The sequence below is a fragment of the Actinomadura alba genome (assembly GCF_014323705.1).
Lineage (GTDB): Bacteria > Actinomycetota > Actinomycetes > Streptosporangiales > Streptosporangiaceae > Actinomadura_C > Actinomadura_C alba.
The window spans coordinates 435,729-454,199 of record NZ_JABVEC010000001.1 but is presented as its reverse complement, the minus strand read 5'-3'; the positions used below and the strand labels follow the sequence as shown (position 1 = coordinate 454,199).

General features: G+C 70.8%; 20 protein-coding genes and 3 tRNA genes. 12 read left to right on the top strand and 11 right to left on the bottom strand.

Going from position 1 to position 18,471, the window contains the following annotated elements:
- Window positions 1–225 precede the first annotated feature (225 nt).
- A complete protein-coding gene (locus HKK74_RS02430; protein ID WP_187241285.1) occupies window positions 226–1,221 on the top strand; it encodes a LacI family DNA-binding transcriptional regulator in 996 nt (331 codons plus the stop codon).
- Window positions 1,222–1,339: 118 nt separating this feature from the next.
- On the opposite strand, the gene HKK74_RS02425 is transcribed toward HKK74_RS02430, so the two are convergent.
- The 4 genes from HKK74_RS02425 to HKK74_RS02410 all read right to left on the bottom strand — a co-directional run bounded on the left by HKK74_RS02425 (window position 1,340) and on the right by HKK74_RS02410 (window position 4,427).
- On the bottom strand, window positions 1,340–2,377 hold the full coding sequence (locus tag HKK74_RS02425) for an ABC-2 membrane transporter-related protein (protein WP_187241284.1): 1,038 nt from the start codon (window positions 2,375–2,377) through the stop codon (window positions 1,340–1,342).
- Window positions 2,374–3,264, bottom strand: coding sequence for an ABC transporter ATP-binding protein (locus tag HKK74_RS02420; protein WP_187241283.1), 891 nt, complete (start codon window positions 3,262–3,264; stop codon window positions 2,374–2,376). Before HKK74_RS02420 ends, HKK74_RS02425 begins: the two co-directional genes overlap by 4 nt.
- Window positions 3,261–3,653 (bottom strand): GntR family transcriptional regulator, encoded by a 393-nt coding sequence (locus HKK74_RS02415; protein ID WP_187241282.1) that lies wholly within the window; start codon window positions 3,651–3,653, stop codon window positions 3,261–3,263. Before HKK74_RS02415 ends, HKK74_RS02420 begins: the two co-directional genes overlap by 4 nt.
- 294 nt (window positions 3,654–3,947) lie before the next feature.
- Window positions 3,948–4,427 (bottom strand): Lrp/AsnC family transcriptional regulator, encoded by a 480-nt coding sequence (locus HKK74_RS02410; RefSeq protein WP_187241281.1) that lies wholly within the window; start codon window positions 4,425–4,427, stop codon window positions 3,948–3,950.
- Window positions 4,428–4,461: 34 nt separating this feature from the next.
- Between HKK74_RS02410 and HKK74_RS02405 the strand changes: the two genes are divergently transcribed.
- From HKK74_RS02405 to HKK74_RS02380, 6 genes are all read left to right on the top strand, one after another.
- Complete coding sequence (locus tag HKK74_RS02405; RefSeq protein ID WP_187241280.1) at window positions 4,462–5,400, top strand: EamA family transporter; 939 nt, start codon at window positions 4,462–4,464, stop codon at window positions 5,398–5,400.
- Window positions 5,401–5,767: 367 nt separating this feature from the next.
- A complete protein-coding gene (locus HKK74_RS02400) occupies window positions 5,768–7,216 on the top strand; it encodes a sensor histidine kinase (RefSeq protein ID WP_187241279.1) in 1,449 nt (482 codons plus the stop codon).
- A 115-nt stretch (window positions 7,217–7,331) separates the two neighbouring features.
- Window positions 7,332–7,751 (top strand): roadblock/LC7 domain-containing protein, encoded by a 420-nt coding sequence (locus HKK74_RS02395; RefSeq protein WP_187241278.1) that lies wholly within the window; start codon window positions 7,332–7,334, stop codon window positions 7,749–7,751.
- Window positions 7,748–8,107 carry a DUF742 domain-containing protein gene (locus HKK74_RS02390; RefSeq protein WP_187241277.1) on the top strand — a complete coding sequence of 120 codons (360 nt, stop codon included), beginning with the start codon at window positions 7,748–7,750 and terminating at the stop codon, window positions 8,105–8,107. The genes HKK74_RS02395 and HKK74_RS02390 overlap by 4 nt, the downstream gene beginning before the upstream one ends.
- Entirely contained in the window at window positions 8,094–8,696 is a 603-nt protein-coding gene (locus HKK74_RS02385) for a GTP-binding protein (RefSeq protein ID WP_376771502.1), read from the top strand. Before HKK74_RS02390 ends, HKK74_RS02385 begins: the two co-directional genes overlap by 14 nt.
- Window positions 8,693–9,955 carry a cytochrome P450 gene (locus tag HKK74_RS02380; protein ID WP_246491108.1) on the top strand — a complete coding sequence of 421 codons (1,263 nt, stop codon included), beginning with the start codon at window positions 8,693–8,695 and terminating at the stop codon, window positions 9,953–9,955. Before HKK74_RS02385 ends, HKK74_RS02380 begins: the two co-directional genes overlap by 4 nt.
- Window positions 9,956–10,063: 108 nt before the next feature.
- On the opposite strand, the gene HKK74_RS41240 is transcribed toward HKK74_RS02380, so the two are convergent.
- From HKK74_RS41240 to HKK74_RS02350, 6 genes are all read right to left on the bottom strand, one after another.
- On the bottom strand, window positions 10,064–11,320 hold the full coding sequence (locus tag HKK74_RS41240; protein ID WP_187241275.1) for a cytochrome P450 family protein: 1,257 nt from the start codon (window positions 11,318–11,320) through the stop codon (window positions 10,064–10,066).
- A gap of 221 nt (window positions 11,321–11,541) precedes the next feature.
- A tRNA-Tyr gene (locus tag HKK74_RS02370) sits at window positions 11,542–11,624 on the bottom strand.
- Between the two features lie 27 nt (window positions 11,625–11,651).
- Window positions 11,652–11,724, bottom strand: a tRNA-Leu gene (locus HKK74_RS02365).
- 26 nt (window positions 11,725–11,750) lie between these two features.
- Window positions 11,751–11,828, bottom strand: a tRNA-Leu gene (locus tag HKK74_RS02360).
- A 384-nt stretch (window positions 11,829–12,212) separates the two neighbouring features.
- Window positions 12,213–12,674 (bottom strand): DUF3515 domain-containing protein, encoded by a 462-nt coding sequence (locus tag HKK74_RS02355; protein WP_187241274.1) that lies wholly within the window; start codon window positions 12,672–12,674, stop codon window positions 12,213–12,215.
- Between the two features lie 35 nt (window positions 12,675–12,709).
- Window positions 12,710–12,943: an Lrp/AsnC family transcriptional regulator gene (locus HKK74_RS02350; protein ID WP_187241273.1), complete on the bottom strand. Its 234-nt coding sequence runs from the start codon at window positions 12,941–12,943 to the stop codon at window positions 12,710–12,712.
- Window positions 12,944–13,003: 60 nt separating this feature from the next.
- On the opposite strand from HKK74_RS02350, the gene HKK74_RS02345 reads away from it, so the two are divergent.
- The 4 genes from HKK74_RS02345 (at window position 13,004) to HKK74_RS02330 (ending at window position 16,310) form a co-directional block, all read left to right on the top strand.
- Window positions 13,004–13,927 (top strand): thiamine-phosphate kinase, encoded by a 924-nt coding sequence (locus HKK74_RS02345; protein WP_187241272.1) that lies wholly within the window; start codon window positions 13,004–13,006, stop codon window positions 13,925–13,927.
- Between the two features lie 92 nt (window positions 13,928–14,019).
- Window positions 14,020–14,634: a cellulose binding domain-containing protein gene (locus HKK74_RS02340; RefSeq protein ID WP_187241271.1), complete on the top strand. Its 615-nt coding sequence runs from the start codon at window positions 14,020–14,022 to the stop codon at window positions 14,632–14,634.
- Window positions 14,635–14,715: 81 nt separating this feature from the next.
- Window positions 14,716–15,513, top strand: a complete 798-nt coding sequence (gene thiD, locus HKK74_RS02335) for a bifunctional hydroxymethylpyrimidine kinase/phosphomethylpyrimidine kinase (protein ID WP_187241270.1) — start codon at window positions 14,716–14,718, stop codon at window positions 15,511–15,513.
- Between the two features lie 143 nt (window positions 15,514–15,656).
- Window positions 15,657–16,310, top strand: a complete 654-nt coding sequence (locus HKK74_RS02330; protein WP_187241269.1) for a hypothetical protein — start codon at window positions 15,657–15,659, stop codon at window positions 16,308–16,310.
- Between the two features lie 119 nt (window positions 16,311–16,429).
- Here the strand turns inward: HKK74_RS02330 and rpmB are convergent, their stop codons facing one another.
- A complete protein-coding gene (gene rpmB, locus HKK74_RS02325) occupies window positions 16,430–16,624 on the bottom strand; it encodes a 50S ribosomal protein L28 (RefSeq protein WP_187241268.1) in 195 nt (64 codons plus the stop codon).
- 184 nt (window positions 16,625–16,808) lie between these two features.
- On the opposite strand from rpmB, the gene fakA reads away from it, so the two are divergent.
- Window positions 16,809–18,458, top strand: a complete 1,650-nt coding sequence (fakA, locus tag HKK74_RS02320) for a fatty acid kinase ATP-binding subunit FakA (protein WP_312881180.1) — start codon at window positions 16,809–16,811, stop codon at window positions 18,456–18,458.
- Window positions 18,459–18,471: the final 13 nt, after the last annotated feature.

Genomic DNA, 18,471 nt, shown 5'->3' with positions numbered 1-18,471 from the left:
CGCCATTGCTCGGCGTGAACTGCACGGATGTCAAGACGAGTGAGAGAGCGCTCTCTCGATGGACCGTTGCAAATCGCCGGGACAATAAAGATCGTTCAATTGGGTGACCGTTGACACCCGGCGGCAAAGGGACGACCCTCGCAGGGAGCGCTCTCCACGACCAAGGTGGCGCTCGGCGACGGCACCTTCGTCGCCCGGCGCAGTCGCGAGGCAGAACGGACTCGTATGAAACGACCCACCTTGGAGGCCGTGGCCGCCAGGGCAGGAGTATCCAGGTCGAGCGTCTCGCGGGTGGTGAACGGTCAGGCCACGGTCGCCCCCGAGATCCGCGACGTGGTGATGCGGGCCGTCACGGAGCTGGGCTATGTCCCGAACGGCGCCGCCCGCAGCCTGGCGACCCGGCGCACCAACGCGATCGCCGTGATCGTCTCCGACCCTCCCGGCGGGGTGGTCGCCGACGACCCGATGTTCTCCGCGGTGGTCCGCACGGTGAGCCGCGAGCTCGAGGCGGCCGGCAAGCGGGTGACGCTCATCCTCACGGGGTCGCCCGGCAGCCATCTGCGCGTCGAGGAGCAGCTCGCGGCCGGGCACGTGGACGGCGCGATGCTCATGTCGATGCACGGCGCCGATCCGCTGCCGGCCGCGGTGGAGCGGATGGGCGTGCCGGTCGTCACCCACGGCCGGCCGACCATGTCCGTGGACCTGCCGTACGTCGACAACGACAACGTGGGCGGTGCGACGCTGGCCGTACGGTATCTGCTCGATCAGGGACGACGGCGGATCGCCACGATCACCGGGCCGCTCGACATGATCGCCGCGCAGGACCGGCTCGCGGGCTATCGCGAGACCCTCCGTGACACCGGACGCCGGTCGATCGCGGCCGTCGGGGAGTTCAACCGGCTCTCCGGAGCCGTGTGCATGCGCCAGCTGCTCGACGACGACCCGGCGCTCGACGCGGTGTTCGCCGCCAACGACCTGATGGCCATCGGCGCGCTGCGGGCACTGCGCGAGGCGGGCCGGCGGGTGCCGGACGACGTGGCGGTCGTGGGGTTCGACGACATCGAGGCCGCCTCCTACACCGCGCCGCCGCTCACCACCGTGCACAGCCCGATGAGCGACCAGGCGAGGGCGACCGCGCGGCTGCTGCTCTGCCTGCTCGAGGGCGAGCCCGCCGACTCGGTGATCATGCCCAACGAGCTGGTGGTCCGCGAGTCGGCTTAGCACTCCAGTGGCATGTAGCGCCGCGGTCTCGGCCGAGATGATCGACTCGACCGAGAGCCGGCGACGCCTTTGCGCGGCGGGATCGTCGACCGGCCTGCCGCGCTCCGGTGAGGTTCGGTCAGGACACGCGGCGGAGCCGCCGGAAGCAGAAGCCCGCCAGGCCTAGGGCGAGGATGGTGTAGATCCCGGTCTCGGTCCGCTGGAAGGCCCAGAAGCGGCTGGAGGGGTGATACGACACTTCTTGCCGGTAGCCCAGCCGCTTGAGCTCGGCAAAGCACGCCGAGGGCCCCCGCGCTGGGTCTGGTGCGCAGGGTCCTGACGTCGTGGACACAGGGACGGTGCTGCTGACCGTGTTTCCGGACGTGTCGACGAGCCGGCTGGACAAGGCCCAGCCGTTCTTGTCGGGGGCCAGTGTCCGCAACTGAAGGCGCAGAGGACCTCCGCCGCGCTCGAATCCGAGTCCCTCCAGGTTCGACATGCTGATCTCGACGGTCGCATGGACGGGTGGGCGCAGGTACGGGCGGACCAGCAGCGGCATGGCGACCTGTACGGCGGCGAAGACGGCCAGGGTGATGGCCATGGCGGGCAGGGTGCGGCGCACCAGCATCCCGACGGTCACGCCGAGGACGAAGGCGAAGGCCGCGTAGCCGATGGGGACGATGCCGCGTACGTCGAACAGCAGTGTCCCCATCCTTGGGAAGCCGGGCTCGTTCGCGGCGGCGGCCTTGTCGATAGGGCCGGACCACCAGCTCACCGCGAGGCTGGCCAGCCCCGCGGCGGCCATGGCGGCCAGGCCGGTGAGCCCGAGTTTGATCGCCAGCCAGCGGGTGCGGGTGATGCTCTGGTTCCACACCAGCCGGTGCGTGCCGGCCTCGAGCTCACGCGTGATCATCGGTGCTCCCCAGAAGAGCCCGGTAAGTGCCGGCAGGGCCAGCATGACGGCGGTGAGGCCGAGGAAGGCCGCCTGGTTGTCATGGAAGAAGTTCTGGAGGAACCGCGAGCAGCCGTCGCTCTGCGTGGTGCAGCCGGTGAGCCCGGTGGCGTAGTCGTCGGCCAGGCCCGGGCCGGTGATGGCCAGGACGGCGGCGAGCGCGGCGAGCGCGGCGGCCGTGGCCGCGGCCGCGGCGCGGAACTGGCGCCAGGTCAGCCAGATCATCGCTGGACCTCCAGGGTGGGTCGGCGGTGGGTGTCGGCGGGCTTGCTCATGTAGGCGAGGACCAGGTCTTCAAGGCTGATCTGACCGACCGTCCAGGCGGGGTCGTGGATCGGGGCCTGCGTGCGTACCAGAAGGGTGGACTGCCGGTCGGTGTGGCTGGCGGAGATGACGTGCTGGTCGGCCGGCAGCCGGGCGGGGTCGCGGCGCGGCCCGGTGAGCCGGTGATGGGTGGCCAGCAGTTTCTCCAACTCTCCGGCCACCTGGACCTTGGAGTCCACCAGCACGATCAGGTAGTCGCAGACCCGCTCCAGGTCGGAGACCAGGTGGGAGGACAGCACTACGCTGAGCTGCTGCTCGACGGCGGCCTCCATCAGGCCCTGCAGGAACTCGCGGCGCGCCAGCGGGTCGAGCGCGGCGACCGGCTCGTCCAGGATCAGCAGCTCGGGCCGCTTGGCCAACCCCAGCGTCAGGGCCAGCTGAGCACGCTGCCCACCCGACAGCTTCCCGGCCCGGCTGGAGGGGCGGAGACCGAGCCGTTCGATCCGGTGCCGCGCCAGCGCGTCGTCCCAGCCGGGATTGAGCCGGGCGCCCAGCTTCAGATGCTCGGCCACGCTCAGCCCGGCGTAGGTGGGAGTGTCCTGGGCGACGTACCCGACCTTGGCCAGCTGCGCGGGGCTGCCCCCGGGGCGGCCGCCGAGCACCGTGATGCCGCCCGCGGTCGGCGGCAGCTGGCCGCAGGCCAGGTTGAGCAGCGTGGTCTTGCCCGCCCCGTTGGGACCGACCAGTCCCACCACATGCCCGGTCGGGATGTCCAGGGTGCAGTCGGTCAACGCCCAGTGCTTCCCGTACCTCTTGCCGAGTCCCTCGGCCCGCAAGACGGCGGTCATGCTATTTCCTCCTGAGCGGTGGTCCGAAAGGTGGTCATGAACAGGGCCTCGATGCTTTCCTCGTCGAGACCGGCCCTGCGGGCCTTGGCAAGCCAGCGCCGCAGCTCCTGGCGCAACGGCCCGTGCGCGGCGAGGGTGGCGTCGACCAACGTCGCCGTGACGAACGTCCCGACCCCCGGCCGGGCGGCCACCAGGCCGTCGTGCTCCAGCTCCCGATACGCCTTGAGCACCGTGTTGGGGTTGATCGCCAGCTGCGCCACGACCTCCTTGACCGTGGGCAGCCGGTCCCCCTCGCGCAGCAGGCCCAGCCGCAGGGCCTGCCGCACCTGGCGGACGATCTGCAGGTACGGCGAGAGGCCGGACCGCTCGTCCAGATGAAACTCGATCATCCTAGGCTCCATTTATCTAGTTACCTAGTACTTTAGACTGATAGTCGGTTGAGCTGTCAACCCGGCATGGGGACGATCCACTTGAGGACGCTGAAGATCGCGACTTGCCACTGGAGCGGATGCGCGGCATTCCGCTGCTGGATGAGGCCGCCGAGCTGCTGGGCATCGACGACCGGGACGCTCAAGCCGGTCGATGACCCTTGCCGGGCGTGGCTCAGACCTCGGACGCGGCCGCCACCGCCTCCTGGGACCGCGCGCTCGCCCCACGAACGCTGTGGGTGATCACTGTGCCGATCACAGGGGCAGGGGGCGGCGCGGGACGGTCGCGGTATGGATGAGCGACGTGGTCGTCTGGCCGAAAGGGGTGAACCGGTCGAGGATCGGCTGCAGCTCGTCCACCGCACGCAGATGCATCGTGAAGTAGAAGCAGTCCTCTCCGGTCATCCGGTAGCACTCGACGATCTGCGGGATCTCGTCAGCGATCTTGGCGATGCGGCCCAGCTCCCGGACCGCCGGCCGGATCCGGACCATCACCGTGACGGGGAAGCCGAGGGCCCTCGGATCGACCTCGGTGCGGTAGCCGACGATCACACCGGTGCCCTCGAGTCGCTGCACCCGCTCGGTCACCGCCGGCGCCGAGAGCCCGACCCGGCGTCCCAGCTCGGCAAAGCTCACCCGAGCGTCGATCTGGAGCTCGGTGAGGATGCGAAGGTCGAGGGCGTCGAGATCCTTGGTTTCGTAGGCTCGCCCTGGCCTGACCGTTCGATTCGCCATTCTGCAAAGTTACGGGCCGGTCGACGATGGAGCCATGCCCTTCTTCGGTTCCCGCACCCTCCTGTCGACGGCGCCTCCCTGGTCCTTTTTCATCGGCAGCGCGGTCTTCCACTACCTCGGCCCGGCCTTCGCCGTCCTGCTGTTCTCCAGGCTCGCGCCGCTCGGGGTGGCGGGCCTGCGGATCTGGAGTGCAGCGCTGGTCTTCGCGCTCTGGCGCCGGCCGTGGCGGTTGCTCGGCCGGATGGACCCCGCCGGCCGCCGCACGATCGTCGCCTGGGCCGCGGTGCTCGCGGCCATGAACGCCTGCTTCTATCTGGCGATCGACCGGCTGCCCCTCGGAACCGTCGCGGCCATCGAGTTCGTGCCGGTCATCGTGCTGGCCGCCCTCGGTGCCCGTACGCCGCGCAACCTCGCGGCGCTCGTGGTGGTCGTGTGCGGTGTCGGTGTGCTGGCCGACGTGCGGCTGACCGGGGCGCCGCTGGGTTTCGTTTTCGCCGCCGCCAACGCGGTGCTGTTCGCCGCCTACATCGTGGTGGCGCACCGGGCCGCCCGGCGGCTGTCCGGCATCAGCGGAATCGACGGGCTGGCCGGGGCCATGCTGGTCGCCTGCGTACTGGTCGTGCCCCTGGGCCTCTGGCAGGCCGCTCCGGCCCTGATCGACCCGGTGGCGCTCGGCGCCGGGATCGGAGTCGGGATCACGTCGTCGGTCATCCCGTACGTCTGCGACCAGCTCGCCATGGCTCGCATGGCCCGAGCGACCTACGCGCTGCTCGTCGCGCTCCTGCCCGCCACGGCGACGGTGATCGGTGTGGCCGTGCTTCGGCAGGTGCCGACCGTGGCCGAGGTGGCCGGCGTCGGGCTGGTCGTCATCGCGGTCGCTCTGCACCGCGAGGCTCCGCCCGTGGTCGAGGAAATGACCGATGATCCGAGAGCATCGGATTTCCTAGATAGTGGCTACCCGCCCGGAAAGTAACGGCAAAATACGACGAATCCCAGCGCGTTAAGTGGCAGGGCCACTACGATCGCCGTTCTGGGGGCGGCCCGGGGATCTTCCACAGCCGGCACCGGAAGTCGCGGCCAAGGCGAGGGGATCGAGATCAAGACACTTGACCGCCCGAGTCGGCACCAGGTGCCCCGCTCGTCCGTCTCAGACCGTTCTCCCCGCTCCGTGCCACCCTGTGCCACCGGGGATCACCTACGGATCCTGCGGCGAGCCCCCACGCGCGCGGATTCGCCGGACGTCCCGTGAGTCCGTCGGCGTCTCGCCGCACGGTGAACCGGCCCGCGGCTCCGCTCGACCCGGTTCCCGCCTCCATCCGCCGCCGACGAGGACTTGATTGATGTCAGCACACGTTCCCACCCGCCGTCGGGAAGAGCCCCCGCCGCTCCAGCAGGCACTGTTCGCCCTGGTGGCCGCGGCGGTCATCACCGGTGGCGCATGCCTGTTGGCGACGGCCGCCGCACCCGCCGCGAACCGAGGTCTCATCGCCGTGCTCACCGGTATGGCCGCACTCATCCTCTGCGCCGCGGTGACCGCCGGGACCTACGGATTCCAGACCGCACGCCAGCTACGCACCCGCGTCGCGGCGACGGACGCGGAGCTGGCCCGGCTCGCCGACAAGACGCTGCCCGCCCTGGTGAAGCTGCTGCGCGACGGGGCATCGGCGGACACCGCCCTGGCTGAGATCACGCGGCCCGCCGGACGCGCCCAGCAACGCATCCTCCACACCCTGGCCGAAGAGATCGGCAAGGGAGAGCGCATGCGCGCGGCTGCGATGGCGGCCTCGGCGAACGCCGTCGGCCGCGTCCAGGCCCTGGCCACCAGCATGCTCGCCGATCTGCGTGAGATGGAGGACCGGCATGACGAAGAGGTTCTCGGCGACCTGCTGAGACTGGACCACAGCACCGCGCAGGTGGGCCGGCTGGCCGACAGCGTCGCCGTGCTCACCGGTGCCCGTTCCGGCCGGCGCTGGACCAAACCGATCATGATGGAGAGCATCCTGCGCGGCGCGGTCGGCCGGATCAGCGCCTACCAGCGGGTGCGGGTGCACTCGACCAGCCTGGTCGCGATCGCGGGCTACGCCGCCGAAGGCGTCATGCACGCGCTGGCCGAGCTGATGGACAACGCGACGCGCTTCTCGCCTCCGTCCGAGAAGGCCCACGTGTACGTCGAAGAGGTCCATGCGGGCATCGTGGTCACGATCGAGGACGCCGGCCTCACCATGAGCGCCACCGCGCTGCGGCGCGCCGAGCGGGCCGTGTCGTCCGAGCCGCTGGACCTGATGACGTTGTCCGGCACGAGGTTGGGCCTCGCGGTGGTGGGCTGCCTGGCCCGCAAGCACGGTCTGACCGTTTCCTTCAGGCCGTCCTCGCGCGGAGGGACGGGAGTCGTGGTCATGATCCCACGCAAGCTGATCACGCAGGCCGCGCCGGACGCCGCACCTGCGATGTCACGGGCGGTGCGCCCGTCCACCCCGGCGGCGGCAGCCGAGCCCCGCCCGACGGTCTCGGTCGGCGCGGCGGCCGCGCCGACCGAGACCGGCCCGACCCTTCAGGCGGCCTCGCCCGCCGAGAGCGGCGTCCCCGTCGCCGAGGGCAAGGCTCCCGGGCTGCCGAAGCGCCCGAAGGGCCAGACGCTGGCGGCGGCGTCCCCGCCACCGGCCGAGCCGATTTCCAGGCCCGCGAAGTCCGCCGCCGAAGCCGCGGAGCGATTCCGCGCCTTCCGCCAGAGCGGCCGTGGCGGGCCCGCAAGCGGTGCCAAGTCCTCGCCCCCGGCGGACGACACCTGATGATGTCGGCTCTTCCCGCCGGCCCGGATGACACGACACCGGATGACCCGACAAAGGATTGGAGACAGGGGCCGCGCCCCGGCACCGACGCCCGGAGCACCGCCCCGAGAACTCGATGAAGCCCTCACAGCGCGACCTCGACTGGTTGCTCGAGAATCTCCTCGAGCGGACGCCGGAGACCCGGCACGCTTTGGTGCTGTCGAAGGACGGCCTCAAACTCTGCCACTCGTCCGGGCTGACCGTGGACCAGGCGGACCAGCTGGCCGCCATAGCCTCGGGCATCCAAAGCCTCTCCTACGGCGCGTCCGCCGAGTTCGGTGACGGCACCGGAGGGCTGCGGCAGTCCATGACCGAGTTCCACGGCGGGCTCATGTTCATCGTGGAGGCCGGTGAAGGGGCCCACCTCGCCGTCGTGGCGACCGATGACGCCGACGTCGGCGTCATCGGACACAACATGCACGAGTTGGTCGAGCAGCTCGGTGAGTACCTGGTCGCCCAGCCGCGGCGGCCTCAGCAGAGCAGCCAATTGCCATGACCTCACGGCCAGTCGACAGGGAGGGCCCGGACCGGCTGTACGTCGTCACCGGCGGGCGCAGCCGGGCGGACGAGAGCACCATCGACATCGTCTCTCTGATCGTCAGCGAATGTGATCCCACGCCGGGAATGCAGTCTGAGCACGTCAAGATCCTCCGCATGTGCCGTACGCCGACGGCGGTCGTAGAGATCTCATCGGAGCTGGACCTGCCGGTGGGCGTGGTGAAGATCTTGCTGTGCGACCTCCTGGACACCGGCCGGATCACCGCACGCCATCCGTCATCGACCCCCGCCTGGGCGCAACTGCCCGATCGAGAAATCCTGAAGCAGGTGCTCGTTGGACTTGAAAAGCTCTGAGCAAGCCACCCGCACGCCACTGCGGAGCACGGCCGCCAACGGTCTCAAGATCGTGATAGTCGGCGGTTTCGGCGTGGGCAAGACGACCATGGTCCGCTCGGTCAGTGAGATCCGGCCGCTGAGCACCGAGGAGACCATGACCCGGGCGGGCGTCGGGATCGACGACCCGGAGGGCGTACAGAACAAGACGACGACCACTGTCGCCTTCGACTTCGGGCGCATCAGCCTGAACGACGAGATGGTCCTCTATCTGTTCGGCGCTCCGGGACAGCAGCGGTTCTGGTTCTTGTGGGATCGGCTGTTCTCGGGAACCCTCGGCGCGGTCGTCCTCGTGGACACCCGGCGGGTGGAGGACTCCTGGTACGCCATCGACCGTCTCGAACACCACAAGACGCCGTTCATCGTCGCTCTCAACGACTTCGGCGGACCCGTGCACGGCCTGGAGAACGTACGTGAGGCGCTCTCGCTGTCCGATGGCATCCCATTGATCCACTGTGATGCCCGCAGGCGCGACTCCAGCAAAACCGTGCTGATCACGCTCGTGAACCACCTCTACGCCTTGTCCGACACCCAAGAGAGCACGCCATGACCCAGCAGTCGTTCGACGCCTCGCAGTCGTCCTCTGGAGCGACGCCGCCCCCGGGGTGTCCGGCCCACGCGAATGCCATGCCGCTGTACGGACCGCGTTACCAGGAGAACCCGGCCGAGTTGTACCGGGAGATGAGGCGGCAGCATGGGCCGGTCGTCCCGGTTCTGCTCGAGGGCAACGTCCCCGCGTGGCTCGTGATCGGGTACCGAGAGCTCCACTACATGCTCGGCAATCCGCAGCTCTTCGCCCGCGACTCCCGCCGGTGGAACGCCTGGGATCAGATCCCGCCCGACTGGCCCCTCATGGCGTTCGTCGGTTATCAACCTTCAGTGCTGTTCACCGAGGGGGCCGAGCACCAGCGGCGGGCCGAGGCCATCAGTGATGCCCTCGCCGCCGTCGACCAGTTCGAGCTCAAGGCTCGATGCGAGCGGATCGCCGACTCACTGATCGACGCGTTCGCGGGCCGCGGTGAGGTCGACCTGATGCGGGAGTACGCCCACCGGATGCCGCTGGTGGCCGTCGCCGGGCTGTTCGGTATGCCCGGGTCCGAGACGCCGGCCCTAGTACGGGATGTGAGCGCGGCGTTGGACGGCGGCGAGGGTGCCGCCGAGGCCCATCAGCGGTTCGCCGCCACGATGGGGCGGCTGCTGGAGAGCAAGCGGGCCCACCCCGGTCCGGATGTGCCCTCTCGTATGCTGGCGCACCCCGCCGGGCTCAGCGACGACGAGCTGATCCAGGATCTGCTGTTGCTGATGGTCGCGGGGCAGGATCCCACTGCCAACTGGATCGGGAACACTCTGCGGCTGATGCTGACCGATGACCGGTTCTCCGTGAATCTCTCCGGAGGCCGCCGCAGCGTCGGCCAGGCGTTGAACGAGGTGCTGTGGGAGGACACTCCCGGCCAGAACAGTATCGGGCGGTGGGCCGCTCAGGGCACCGAGCTGGGAGGGCAGCACATCCGGGCCGGTGACGCGCTCATCCTGGGCTTGGCCGGCGCCAACGCCGATCCCGAGGTGCGGACCGACCTCTTCTCCGGGTCCGCCGGAAATCACGCCCATATGGCGTTCGGCCATGGCCCGCACGGGTGCCCGCACCCGGCGCCCGAGCTCGCCGAGGTCATCGCGCAGGCCGCCGTCGAGGTGCTCCTGGACCGGCTCCCGGACGTGACGTTGGCGGTGGCCGCCGACGACCTCGTTTGGCGGCCGTCCTTTCAGATACGCGGCCTGTCCACGCTGCCGGTCACGTTCAGCCCCTCCTGACAAAAGTCGGATCCCGCCGGAGCCGATCCGGCGGGATCCGTGCCGTGGGTCATGCCGGCCGACGGCCCCCACGGCGGACAGTGCCGGGGTCGCCTTCGGCCCGGTCCTCTACCGGGTCCTATACCGGCTCGGGCCGGCGCGCTCCGGAGTCCGATCCGCGGCAAGGCCGAGATTCACGGGCAGGGACAGCGGGCCGTAGGTGATGAAGGACGGCGAGTAGGGAATGTGGTCGGCGTCGACGGCCAGTCGCAGACCGGGTAGCCGGTTGAACAGTGCCGGGAGACCGATCCGGCCTTCGAGCCGGGCGAGCGGCGCGCCGATGCAGAAGTGCGGGCCGTAGCCGAAGGCCAGGTGCCCCTTGTCCTCCCGCGTGATGTCGAACCGGTCCGCGTCCTCGCCGTACCGGTCGGTGTCGGTGCCCGCTCCTCCGTAGCAGACCAGCATCGCGTCACCGGCGGGGATGTCCGTCCCCGCGAGGTTCACGTCCGTCATCGCGTACCGGAACGGGCTGGTTTTCACGGACGTGCGGTGGCGGAGGGTCTCCTCCACCACCTGCGGCCAGAGGTTCTCCGCCACCGCGAGGGCACGCTGCTCCGGATGGGTGCACAGCGCCACGATGGCGTGCCCGAGCATGTGCACGGTGGTCTCGTGGCCGGCGATGATCATCAGCCAGAGATTGGTCACCAGCTCGGAGCCGGACAGTTGGTCGCCCTCGTCCTGCGCGCGGACCAGCCCGGTCGTGAGGTCGTCTCCCGGGTCGCGGCGCTTTCGTTCCACGTGCTCGGCCAGGTACGCGAGCATGTCACGGTTGGCCGCGGCGGTCTGCTCCCCGGTGCTGGTGTGCGAGATCATCGTGTTGGCCCAGGCCCGGAGCTGGGGCCGCTCTGGTTCGGGCACGCCGTACAGCTCGCAGATCACCGACATCGGCAGCGGCTCGGTGAAGGCGGAGACCAGGTCGACCCCGTCACCGGCCGCGACGACCTCATCGACGAGATCGGTCACCATCTCTTCGACCCGGGGTGCCAGCGCCTCGACGCGTGACGCGGTGAAGGCGCGGGATACCAGCGTCCGCAGCCGCCGGTGGTCGACGCCGTCCAGGACCTGGAGATGCTCGCCCTCGATGAGCGGGCGCAACGGCCAGTCCGCGGGAATCTCCCCGTTCCGGAGGGCCGACCAGTGCCTGGGGTTCCTGGAGACCAGCTTGTTGTCGTTGGCGAGCAGTTCGGCCAGAGCGGCGTAGTTGGTCACCGCCCAGGCGCTGACATTGCCCGGGAGCTCCAGGGGGACGACCGGACCGATCTCCCTGAGCCGGGCGAGAGTGTGCGGGACGGGCTCTCCAGGTACAGGGAACTGGAAGGGGACCACGAAGCGCCTCCGAAGGGGTTGGCCGCTGTCAGCGAGACCGGCCGAAGAAACCAGGGCAACATCATCAGCCGTGCGTGCCCCACAGATCCGCACCATCGGTGCGGGCACGACATGCGCGGCGCACCACCATGATCTACTAAGTCCACGCGGACCGGGCGCACTTGGGCGCCGTCGTGCCCGAGATCGCGAAATTCACGACGGCGGCGCCGTCGTCGCGCCGGTGGGGCGGGTGGGATTCGAACCCACTCAGCACATGGCACCCGGTTTACAGCCGAGCCCGACTCTCCCACGTCGGCGCCGCCCCTCACCGGACTCGCGAGAGTCCGTTTCGTACCCCCGGCGGGATTCGAACCCGCACATCTGGCTCCTCGGGCCAGCGCCTCTGCCATTTGGACCACGGGGGCATAGGTCATCAGTTGTGGAACGGGAATGGTGCGGCTCCCGGGATTCGAACCCGGCTCTTCCGTTTCCTGAGAACGGTTCCTCTTGCCAGCTGGGATAGAGCCGCGCGGGTGAAGCGGGCGCTGCTCGCGGCGGCGCGGCGGGAAGCGGCGTCGTGCCCGGGCGAGGGAAGTGCCTCAGTGGGCGACGGGCCGGCCGCGGCGGGCGAGAAGCGCCGGGCGCAGTCGATAGCGAAGCTGCTCCATGGCCATGGCCGGTCCTCCTCCGCGATGTCTCGGAAACCTCGGGTCGCCCTGTCGCCGGGCGGACCGGGCGGGCGAACGACCCCCACGGTGCCAGCGGTCGCGGCACCGGCGCAACGGATTATTCGCCCGGTTGGAGGCGCCGTACCGGCCGCACGGCGTCCTCGGGCACTCGTGACCCCTTACGGGCCTGCCCAGCGACCCGGCGCGCCGGGAGTCGTGCCGGGTCGCGTCGAGGGGCCGTCGCCTCAGAGTTCGCCGTCGGGTTTGGGACGGAGGGTCTTGATCACGCCGGTCAGCTCGTTGAGCACCTCGGCGGCCGGCTCGTAGGCGGCCGGCACGGTGACCTCGACGTAGGCCTGCCGGCCCACGGCCGTGAACGTCGTGGGCCGGTCCATGGGCTGCCCGAACCAGTCGACGCCATTGATCGTCAGCAGCTGCGACGTCGGGACCATGGCGGACGGGCGGGCGACCCCGCAGCGCACCGCGATCGCGGGGGAGCCCCACGCGGTGATCAGCGGGGACTTCGGCGCGGTCGACCGCCGGGACTGGCCGTGCAGTTCGGCCGGCAGTCGCAGGCCTTCGCAGACCCGGGCCGTCGCGGCGTCCGGGCGGGGCACGGGTACCTGGACGGCGCCACCCGCGCAGCCGCCCGCCAGCAGTGCCGGCGACAACGCCAGCACCGTCAGAACCGCGGCGGCCCTCCGCATCTCGGAACTCCTACCGCACCCTGCGTACGGTGGAGTCAGATATGGACGATCGGGCAGGTGAGAGTACGCGTGATGCCGTCGACGCCCTGAATCTGCGCGACGACGAGCTTGCCGAGATCATCCACATTGTGCGCCTCCGCCCGCACGATCACGTCATAGGGACCGGTGACGTCCTCCGCCTGCTTGACACCGGAGATGCCGGAGATCTCACGGGCCACGTCCGCGGCCTTGCCGACCTCGGTCTGGATGAGGATGTAGGCCTGCACCATCACGTCCTCCAGGGCGTAGTTTGTCCCGTCCGTCGGCCACCGTACCGTGTCTTCACGGAGGTGTGGGCTATCACGATCGGGGATCTGGGCGAGTTCGGACTAATCGCTCGTATTTCACAGCGTCTCACGCAGGGACCGGACGTCGACCTCGGGCCGGGGGATGACGCGGCGATCGTCCGCGCGCCGGACGGCCGGGTCGTCGCCACGTCGGATCTGCTGGTCGAGGGCCGTCATTTCCGCCCTGACTGGTCCAGCGCCTACGACGTGGGGCGGAAGGCGGCGGCGCAGAATCTGGCCGACGTGGCGGCGATGGGGGCGCGCCCGACGGCGCTGCTGGTCGGATTCGCGGCCCCGCCCGAGACCGAGGTCGCCTGGGCCGAGGAGCTCACCGACGGGCTGCGCGACGAGTGCGCCGTGGTCGGGGCCTCGGTGGTCGGCGGCGACGTCGTACGGGCTCCGCTGGTCGTCCTCGCGGTCACCGCGCTGGGTGATCTCGGCGGGGCCCGGCCGCTCACCCGCTCAGGAGCCCGTCCCGGCGACCGGGTGGCGGTGCGGGGCCGGCTCGGCTTCGCCGCCGCCGGGCTGGAACTGCTCTCCGCCGAGCGTACGGAGCCGGCCGAACTGATCGCCGCGCACCGCCGCCCGCTGCCGCCGTACGACGCGGGTCCCGAGGCGGCGCGGTTGGGCGCCACGGCACTGCTCGACGTCAGCGACGGTCTGGTGCAGGACCTCGGGCACGTCGCGGCGGCGAGCGGCGTCCGGATCGATCTGGACACGTCGTCGCTCCCGGTGCCCGCCGTCCTCGGAGCGCGCGGCCTGCGGCATGTGCTGACCGGGGGAGAGGACCACGCGTTCGCGGGCACGTTCCCGGCCGGGGTCGCCCTGCCCGAGACCTGGCGGGTGATCGGCCAGGTGACGGAGGGGACCGGTCTGACCGTCGACGGCGAAGCGTACGCAACCGGCGGTTGGGATCATTTCCGCTAGTGAAATGTGGTGATTCGCGGTTCAAGTATTGCTTGTCTTGTAGGCACTCTTGGTGCGGATTTGGTATACATCCTGGGACCGAAGAGGACGGGATGGGACGACACACCAAACTCGCGGATGACCTTGACCCCGAGGACGCTGACCTCACGGGTGACGCGATCACCGAACCGCCGCAACAGGGGCGGCGCATGGGCTGGGTCACGAAAGTGCCGTTGCTGCCGGCGATCGCCGGCATCGGCGCCATCGGCGTCGTCACGGCCGCATGGAGCACCTCACAGATTTCGCTGAACTTCGCGGGTGGAACCCCGGCGGTCGCCGACCGGCCGCAGGCCCAGGCACAGGACAGCGCGAACCGGCGTGGGGCGGACGACCGGACCAGCCGCGCGGAGCGTTCGAGCGCGGTGACCATCGCGTTCCGGGCCACCTCGCGGTCGTCCACGGGCTTTCGGGCCACGGCGACGATCGCCAACCACGGGACGCAGCCGATCAACGGCTGGACCCTGCGGTTCCAGATCCCGAACGCCCAGGTCATCGGGGCGACGAACGTCGTGCTGGTCCAGCCCGGCAGGGTCGCGACCGTGCGGAACCCGGCGCACTCGCCGACGATCGCCCCCGGCCGGTCGGTCAAGGTGATCTTCACCGCCGAGGGTGCGGCCAGCAAGCCGTCGACGTGCCGTTTCAACGGGGTCGCCTGCACGCTCGACTGACGCGGGCGGCCAACGCCGGGGCCCTCCGGCGGACGGCCTCCGGGATCTTCGAGCCCGGCCGCAGGCTCTAGGCTGGCTGCCATGGCGCGACCGACCCCTCCGCGGGTGCTCACCGTGGCCGGATCCGACTCCGGTGGCGGTGCCGGGATCCAGGCGGACCTGAAGACGATGCTGGCTCTCGGCGTGCACGGAATGAGCGTCATCGCCGCGGTGACGGCGCAGAACTCCGTGGGCGTCCAGGGCTACTGGGAACTGCCGGCCGAGGCCGTACGGGCCCAGCTCGACTCCGTGCTAGGTGACATCGGGGCCGAGGCGATCAAGACCGGCATGCTCGCCTCGGCCGAGCTGGTCGAGACGGTGGCGCAGGTCCTCGCGGACGCCGAGGCGCCGGTCGTCGTCGACCCCGTCGGCGTGTCCAAGCACGGCGACTCGCTGCTCGCCGCCGACGCCGTCGACGCGGTGCGCACCGCCCTGCTGCCGGTCGCCACCGTGGTGACGCCGAATCTCTGGGAGGTCGAGCAGCTCACCGGGATCAAGGTCGTCGACGAGTCGGGGCTGCGCGAGGCCGCCGAGGCGGTGTGGGCGCTCGGCCCGCGGTGGGTGCTGGTCAAGGGCGGTCACCTGCCGGGCGAGCCGGTCGACCTGCTGTTCGACGGAACCCGTGAGTACCACTTCTCGGCGGCCCGGCACGACAACCTGCACACGCACGGCACCGGCTGCACGCTGGCCTCGGCCACCGCCTCGTATCTGGCCCTCGGAGAGGACGTGCCGGGTGCGGTGGGCAAGGCCAAGGAGTACGTCACCGGAGCGATCGAGCGTGGTTTCCCGCTCGGCTCGGGCATCGGCCCCGTCGACCACGCCTGGCGCTGGCGCGACTGATCCCGATTCGGGATCTCGCGAGCGGTTCGGCTGCCGAGCGCTTGACGTCGATGCGCCGTTGCTCCATGATCACGGCTCACGGTCGCCGCGACGCACGCGGCTTGTGCGGTGTGGGCTCCCGCTCACTGACGGAGGGAACCGGCGTGGGCGACGGCGAGTCGGCGCGAGACGAGCGGGCAGAGCACGGCGACGCCGAAGAGGCTCACGCCGAAACGGCCGGATCTGAAGATGCCCGCACCGAAGAGGCCGGTACCGAGAAGGCCCGCACCGAGAAGACCCACACTGAAGACGCCAATACCCGAGAGGCCGCTCCCGGAGAGATCGCTGCGGGGCGGCGCGGTGGCAGGGGTGCGTCGGCCGCGCTCGGGGGGCTCATCCTGGTGGCCGGCCTCCTGCTGGGCGGGATCGCCATGGACGCGGGGTGGCTCGGCGGTACGAAAGATCCACTGCCTGCGTCCGTTCCGGTGAGCCGGAGCGCGATTCCCGACTGCGCCGAGCCCGGGCCCTGTGAGAGCGGCGCGCCGCGTGGCGTCACGGCCGACAAGGCGCCGGCGGCCAAGCCCTCGGCCCGCCCGGCGGGTGGCACGGCGAACGGCGGAGCCGACTCCGGAACGAGCGCCGGGAGCGGCGGCCGGCCGAACCAGACCGATCTCGCCCGCAGGGCACGGGACGGCCAGGCGCCCCGGCCGCCCTCGACGTCCGGGGTCGATCAGGACGAGATCGACCGGCAGCGCGACGAGGCCGAGTCCACGGTCGTCCCCGAGCCCGCCGACAACGGCCCGACCCCGGCTCCGTGATCACCGGGCGGCCCCCGCTGCCCGCTGCCCGTTGAAGGCAGTGAGGAACGATCGGGCCGGCGGAAACTACGAAGCCGGCCCACCCCAGGGGTGAGCCGGCTCGGTTGGCGCGGGAGCGGTCAGACGGTGGGACGCTTGACCTTGCCGGCCTTGATGCAGGACGTGCAGGCGTTGATCCGCTTCGTGGTGCCACCGACGACGGCACGCACGCGCTGGATGTTGGGGTTCCAGCGGCGCGGGGTGCGGCGGTGCGAGTGGGAGACACTCATGCCGAAACCGGGTCCCTTGCCGCAGACGTCGCAGACGGAAGCCACGGGAAACTCCAAGTGGTATCGATGCTTGAGCGCCCTGATCGGCCGCTCGCCAAAAGGTCCCCATCGGGGACGACCTAGCAAGAGTAGCCGACCCCTGGCTACCGTGCGAATCAGCCCGCGAACCCGTTCCACCCTGGACGGCCTGTCCGATAAGGATAATCTCGCCGGAAACACGGAGGTGGGCGTGCGCGAGATCCTGGACGCGGCCGGTGTACGGCATTGGTGCGGGCTCGCGGCCGACGCCCTCGGCCGGGTCCGGGGTGAGATCGACGGACTGAACGTCTTTCCCGTGCCCGATGGCGACACCGGCACCAACCTCCACCTCACGGTGCTGGCGGCGGCGGAGGCCCTCGCTGAGCTGCCGCCCGGGGCGGACGCCGAGCGCACCTGGCGGGCCCTGGCCCAGGGGGCGCTCCTCGGCGCGCGCGGGAACTCGGGGGTGATCCTCAGCCAGGTCTTCCTCGGACTCGCCGACGTCCTGGGCAAGCCAGGGGTGATCGCCGACGGCCAGGTGCTCGACGAGGCGCTCGGATACGCGGCCGCGCTCGCCCGTACGGCCGTGGCGCATCCCGTCGAGGGCACCATCCTGAGCGTCCTGGCCTCGGCCGCCGCCGCCCCGCCCACCGGCGGCCCCACGCTGGCGGGTGTGGTGCGCGCGGCCGCTGAGGCGGCCAGGGCGGCGCTGTCGCGGACCCCCGAACAGCTCGACGTGCTCGCCCGCAACGGGGTGGTCGACGCGGGCGGAGCCGGGCTCTGCGTCGTGCTGGACGCCCTGGTGGCGGTGGTCACGGAGGAGTTCCCGGACGGCTACGCGGTTCCCTCCCGCGCCGTGGCGCCCTCCCGCGCCGTGGCGCCCTCCCGCGCCGCCGTGCCCGGCGGCTACGACCTCGCGGACCGGTCGGTGACCGCCGGGGAGGCGGGCGGCGGGGGCTATGAGGTGATGTACCTCCTCGACGCTTCCGACGACGAGGTCACGGTGCTGCGGCGGACCCTGGACGGGCTCGGCGACTCGCTGGTCGTCGTCGGCGGAGACGGGCTCTGGAACGTCCACGTGCACGTCGACGACGTGGGCGCGGCCATCGAGGCGGGGCTGGCCGCCGGCCGGCCGCGCCGTATCAGGGTGACCTGCCTGCACGACGCACCGCACGCGGCAGGGAGGCCGCAGGCGCCCTGCGCCGGCCGGGGAGTCGTGGCGGTCACCGACGCCGATGGCCTGGCGACGCTCTTCGAGAGCGGCGGCGCCCGGATCGTGCGCAGGGAACCGGGTGCCGTGCCGCCGGTCGCGGTACTGGTGGAGGCGATCTTGGCGGCCGGCGACGAGGTGACCGTATTGCCCAATGATCCGGGCGTGCTGGCGGTCGCCGAGGCCGCCGCGGAACGCGCCGGCGACAGCGGGGTGCGCATCGCCGTGCTGCCCACCGAGGCTTCCGTACAGGGTCTGGCGGCACTGGCGGTGCACGATGAGCTGCGCCGGTTCGACGACGACGTGATCGCCATGATGCGCGCCGCGGGAGCGACCAGGTCCGGGCATGTGGAGATCGCCGAGCAGGAGGCCGTCACCAGTGCGGGCATCTGCCAGCCCGATGACGTCCTCGGGCTCATCGAGGGCGACGTGTGCGTGATCGGCGCCGACGTGACCGAGACGGCCCTCCACATCCTGGGCCGCATGCTCGCCGGCGGCGGTGAGCTCGTCACACTGATCATGGGCCGCACGGCACCGCCCGGGCTGACCGGCGCGGTAGAGGGCCGCCTGCGCGCAGAACGCCCCGGTGTCGAGCTGGTCTTCTACGAGGGCGGCCAGGAACGCCGCCCGGTGCTCATCGGAGTGGAGTGAGCCCGCGGCGCCC

Bases quoted from the DNA above. Each gene is read 5' to 3' on its own strand.
- HKK74_RS02430 (WP_187241285.1), top strand. From the start codon at position 226: ATGAAACGACCCACCTTGGAGGCCGTGGCCGCCAGGGCAGGAGTATCC.
- HKK74_RS02425 (WP_187241284.1), bottom strand. From the start codon at position 2,377: ATGATCTGGCTGACCTGGCGCCAGTTCCGCGCCGCGGCCGCGGCCACG.
- HKK74_RS02420 (WP_187241283.1), bottom strand. From the start codon at position 3,264: ATGACCGCCGTCTTGCGGGCCGAGGGACTCGGCAAGAGGTACGGGAAG.
- HKK74_RS02415 (WP_187241282.1), bottom strand. From the start codon at position 3,653: ATGATCGAGTTTCATCTGGACGAGCGGTCCGGCCTCTCGCCGTACCTG.
- HKK74_RS02410 (WP_187241281.1), bottom strand. From the start codon at position 4,427: ATGGCGAATCGAACGGTCAGGCCAGGGCGAGCCTACGAAACCAAGGAT.
- HKK74_RS02405 (WP_187241280.1), top strand. From the start codon at position 4,462: ATGCCCTTCTTCGGTTCCCGCACCCTCCTGTCGACGGCGCCTCCCTGG.
- HKK74_RS02400 (WP_187241279.1), top strand. From the start codon at position 5,768: ATGTCAGCACACGTTCCCACCCGCCGTCGGGAAGAGCCCCCGCCGCTC.
- HKK74_RS02395 (WP_187241278.1), top strand. From the start codon at position 7,332: ATGAAGCCCTCACAGCGCGACCTCGACTGGTTGCTCGAGAATCTCCTC.
- HKK74_RS02390 (WP_187241277.1), top strand. From the start codon at position 7,748: ATGACCTCACGGCCAGTCGACAGGGAGGGCCCGGACCGGCTGTACGTC.
- HKK74_RS02380 (WP_246491108.1), top strand. From the start codon at position 8,693: ATGACCCAGCAGTCGTTCGACGCCTCGCAGTCGTCCTCTGGAGCGACG.
- HKK74_RS02355 (WP_187241274.1), bottom strand. From the start codon at position 12,674: ATGCGGAGGGCCGCCGCGGTTCTGACGGTGCTGGCGTTGTCGCCGGCA.
- HKK74_RS02350 (WP_187241273.1), bottom strand. From the start codon at position 12,943: ATGGTGCAGGCCTACATCCTCATCCAGACCGAGGTCGGCAAGGCCGCG.
- HKK74_RS02340 (WP_187241271.1), top strand. From the start codon at position 14,020: ATGGGACGACACACCAAACTCGCGGATGACCTTGACCCCGAGGACGCT.
- thiD (WP_187241270.1), top strand. From the start codon at position 14,716: ATGGCGCGACCGACCCCTCCGCGGGTGCTCACCGTGGCCGGATCCGAC.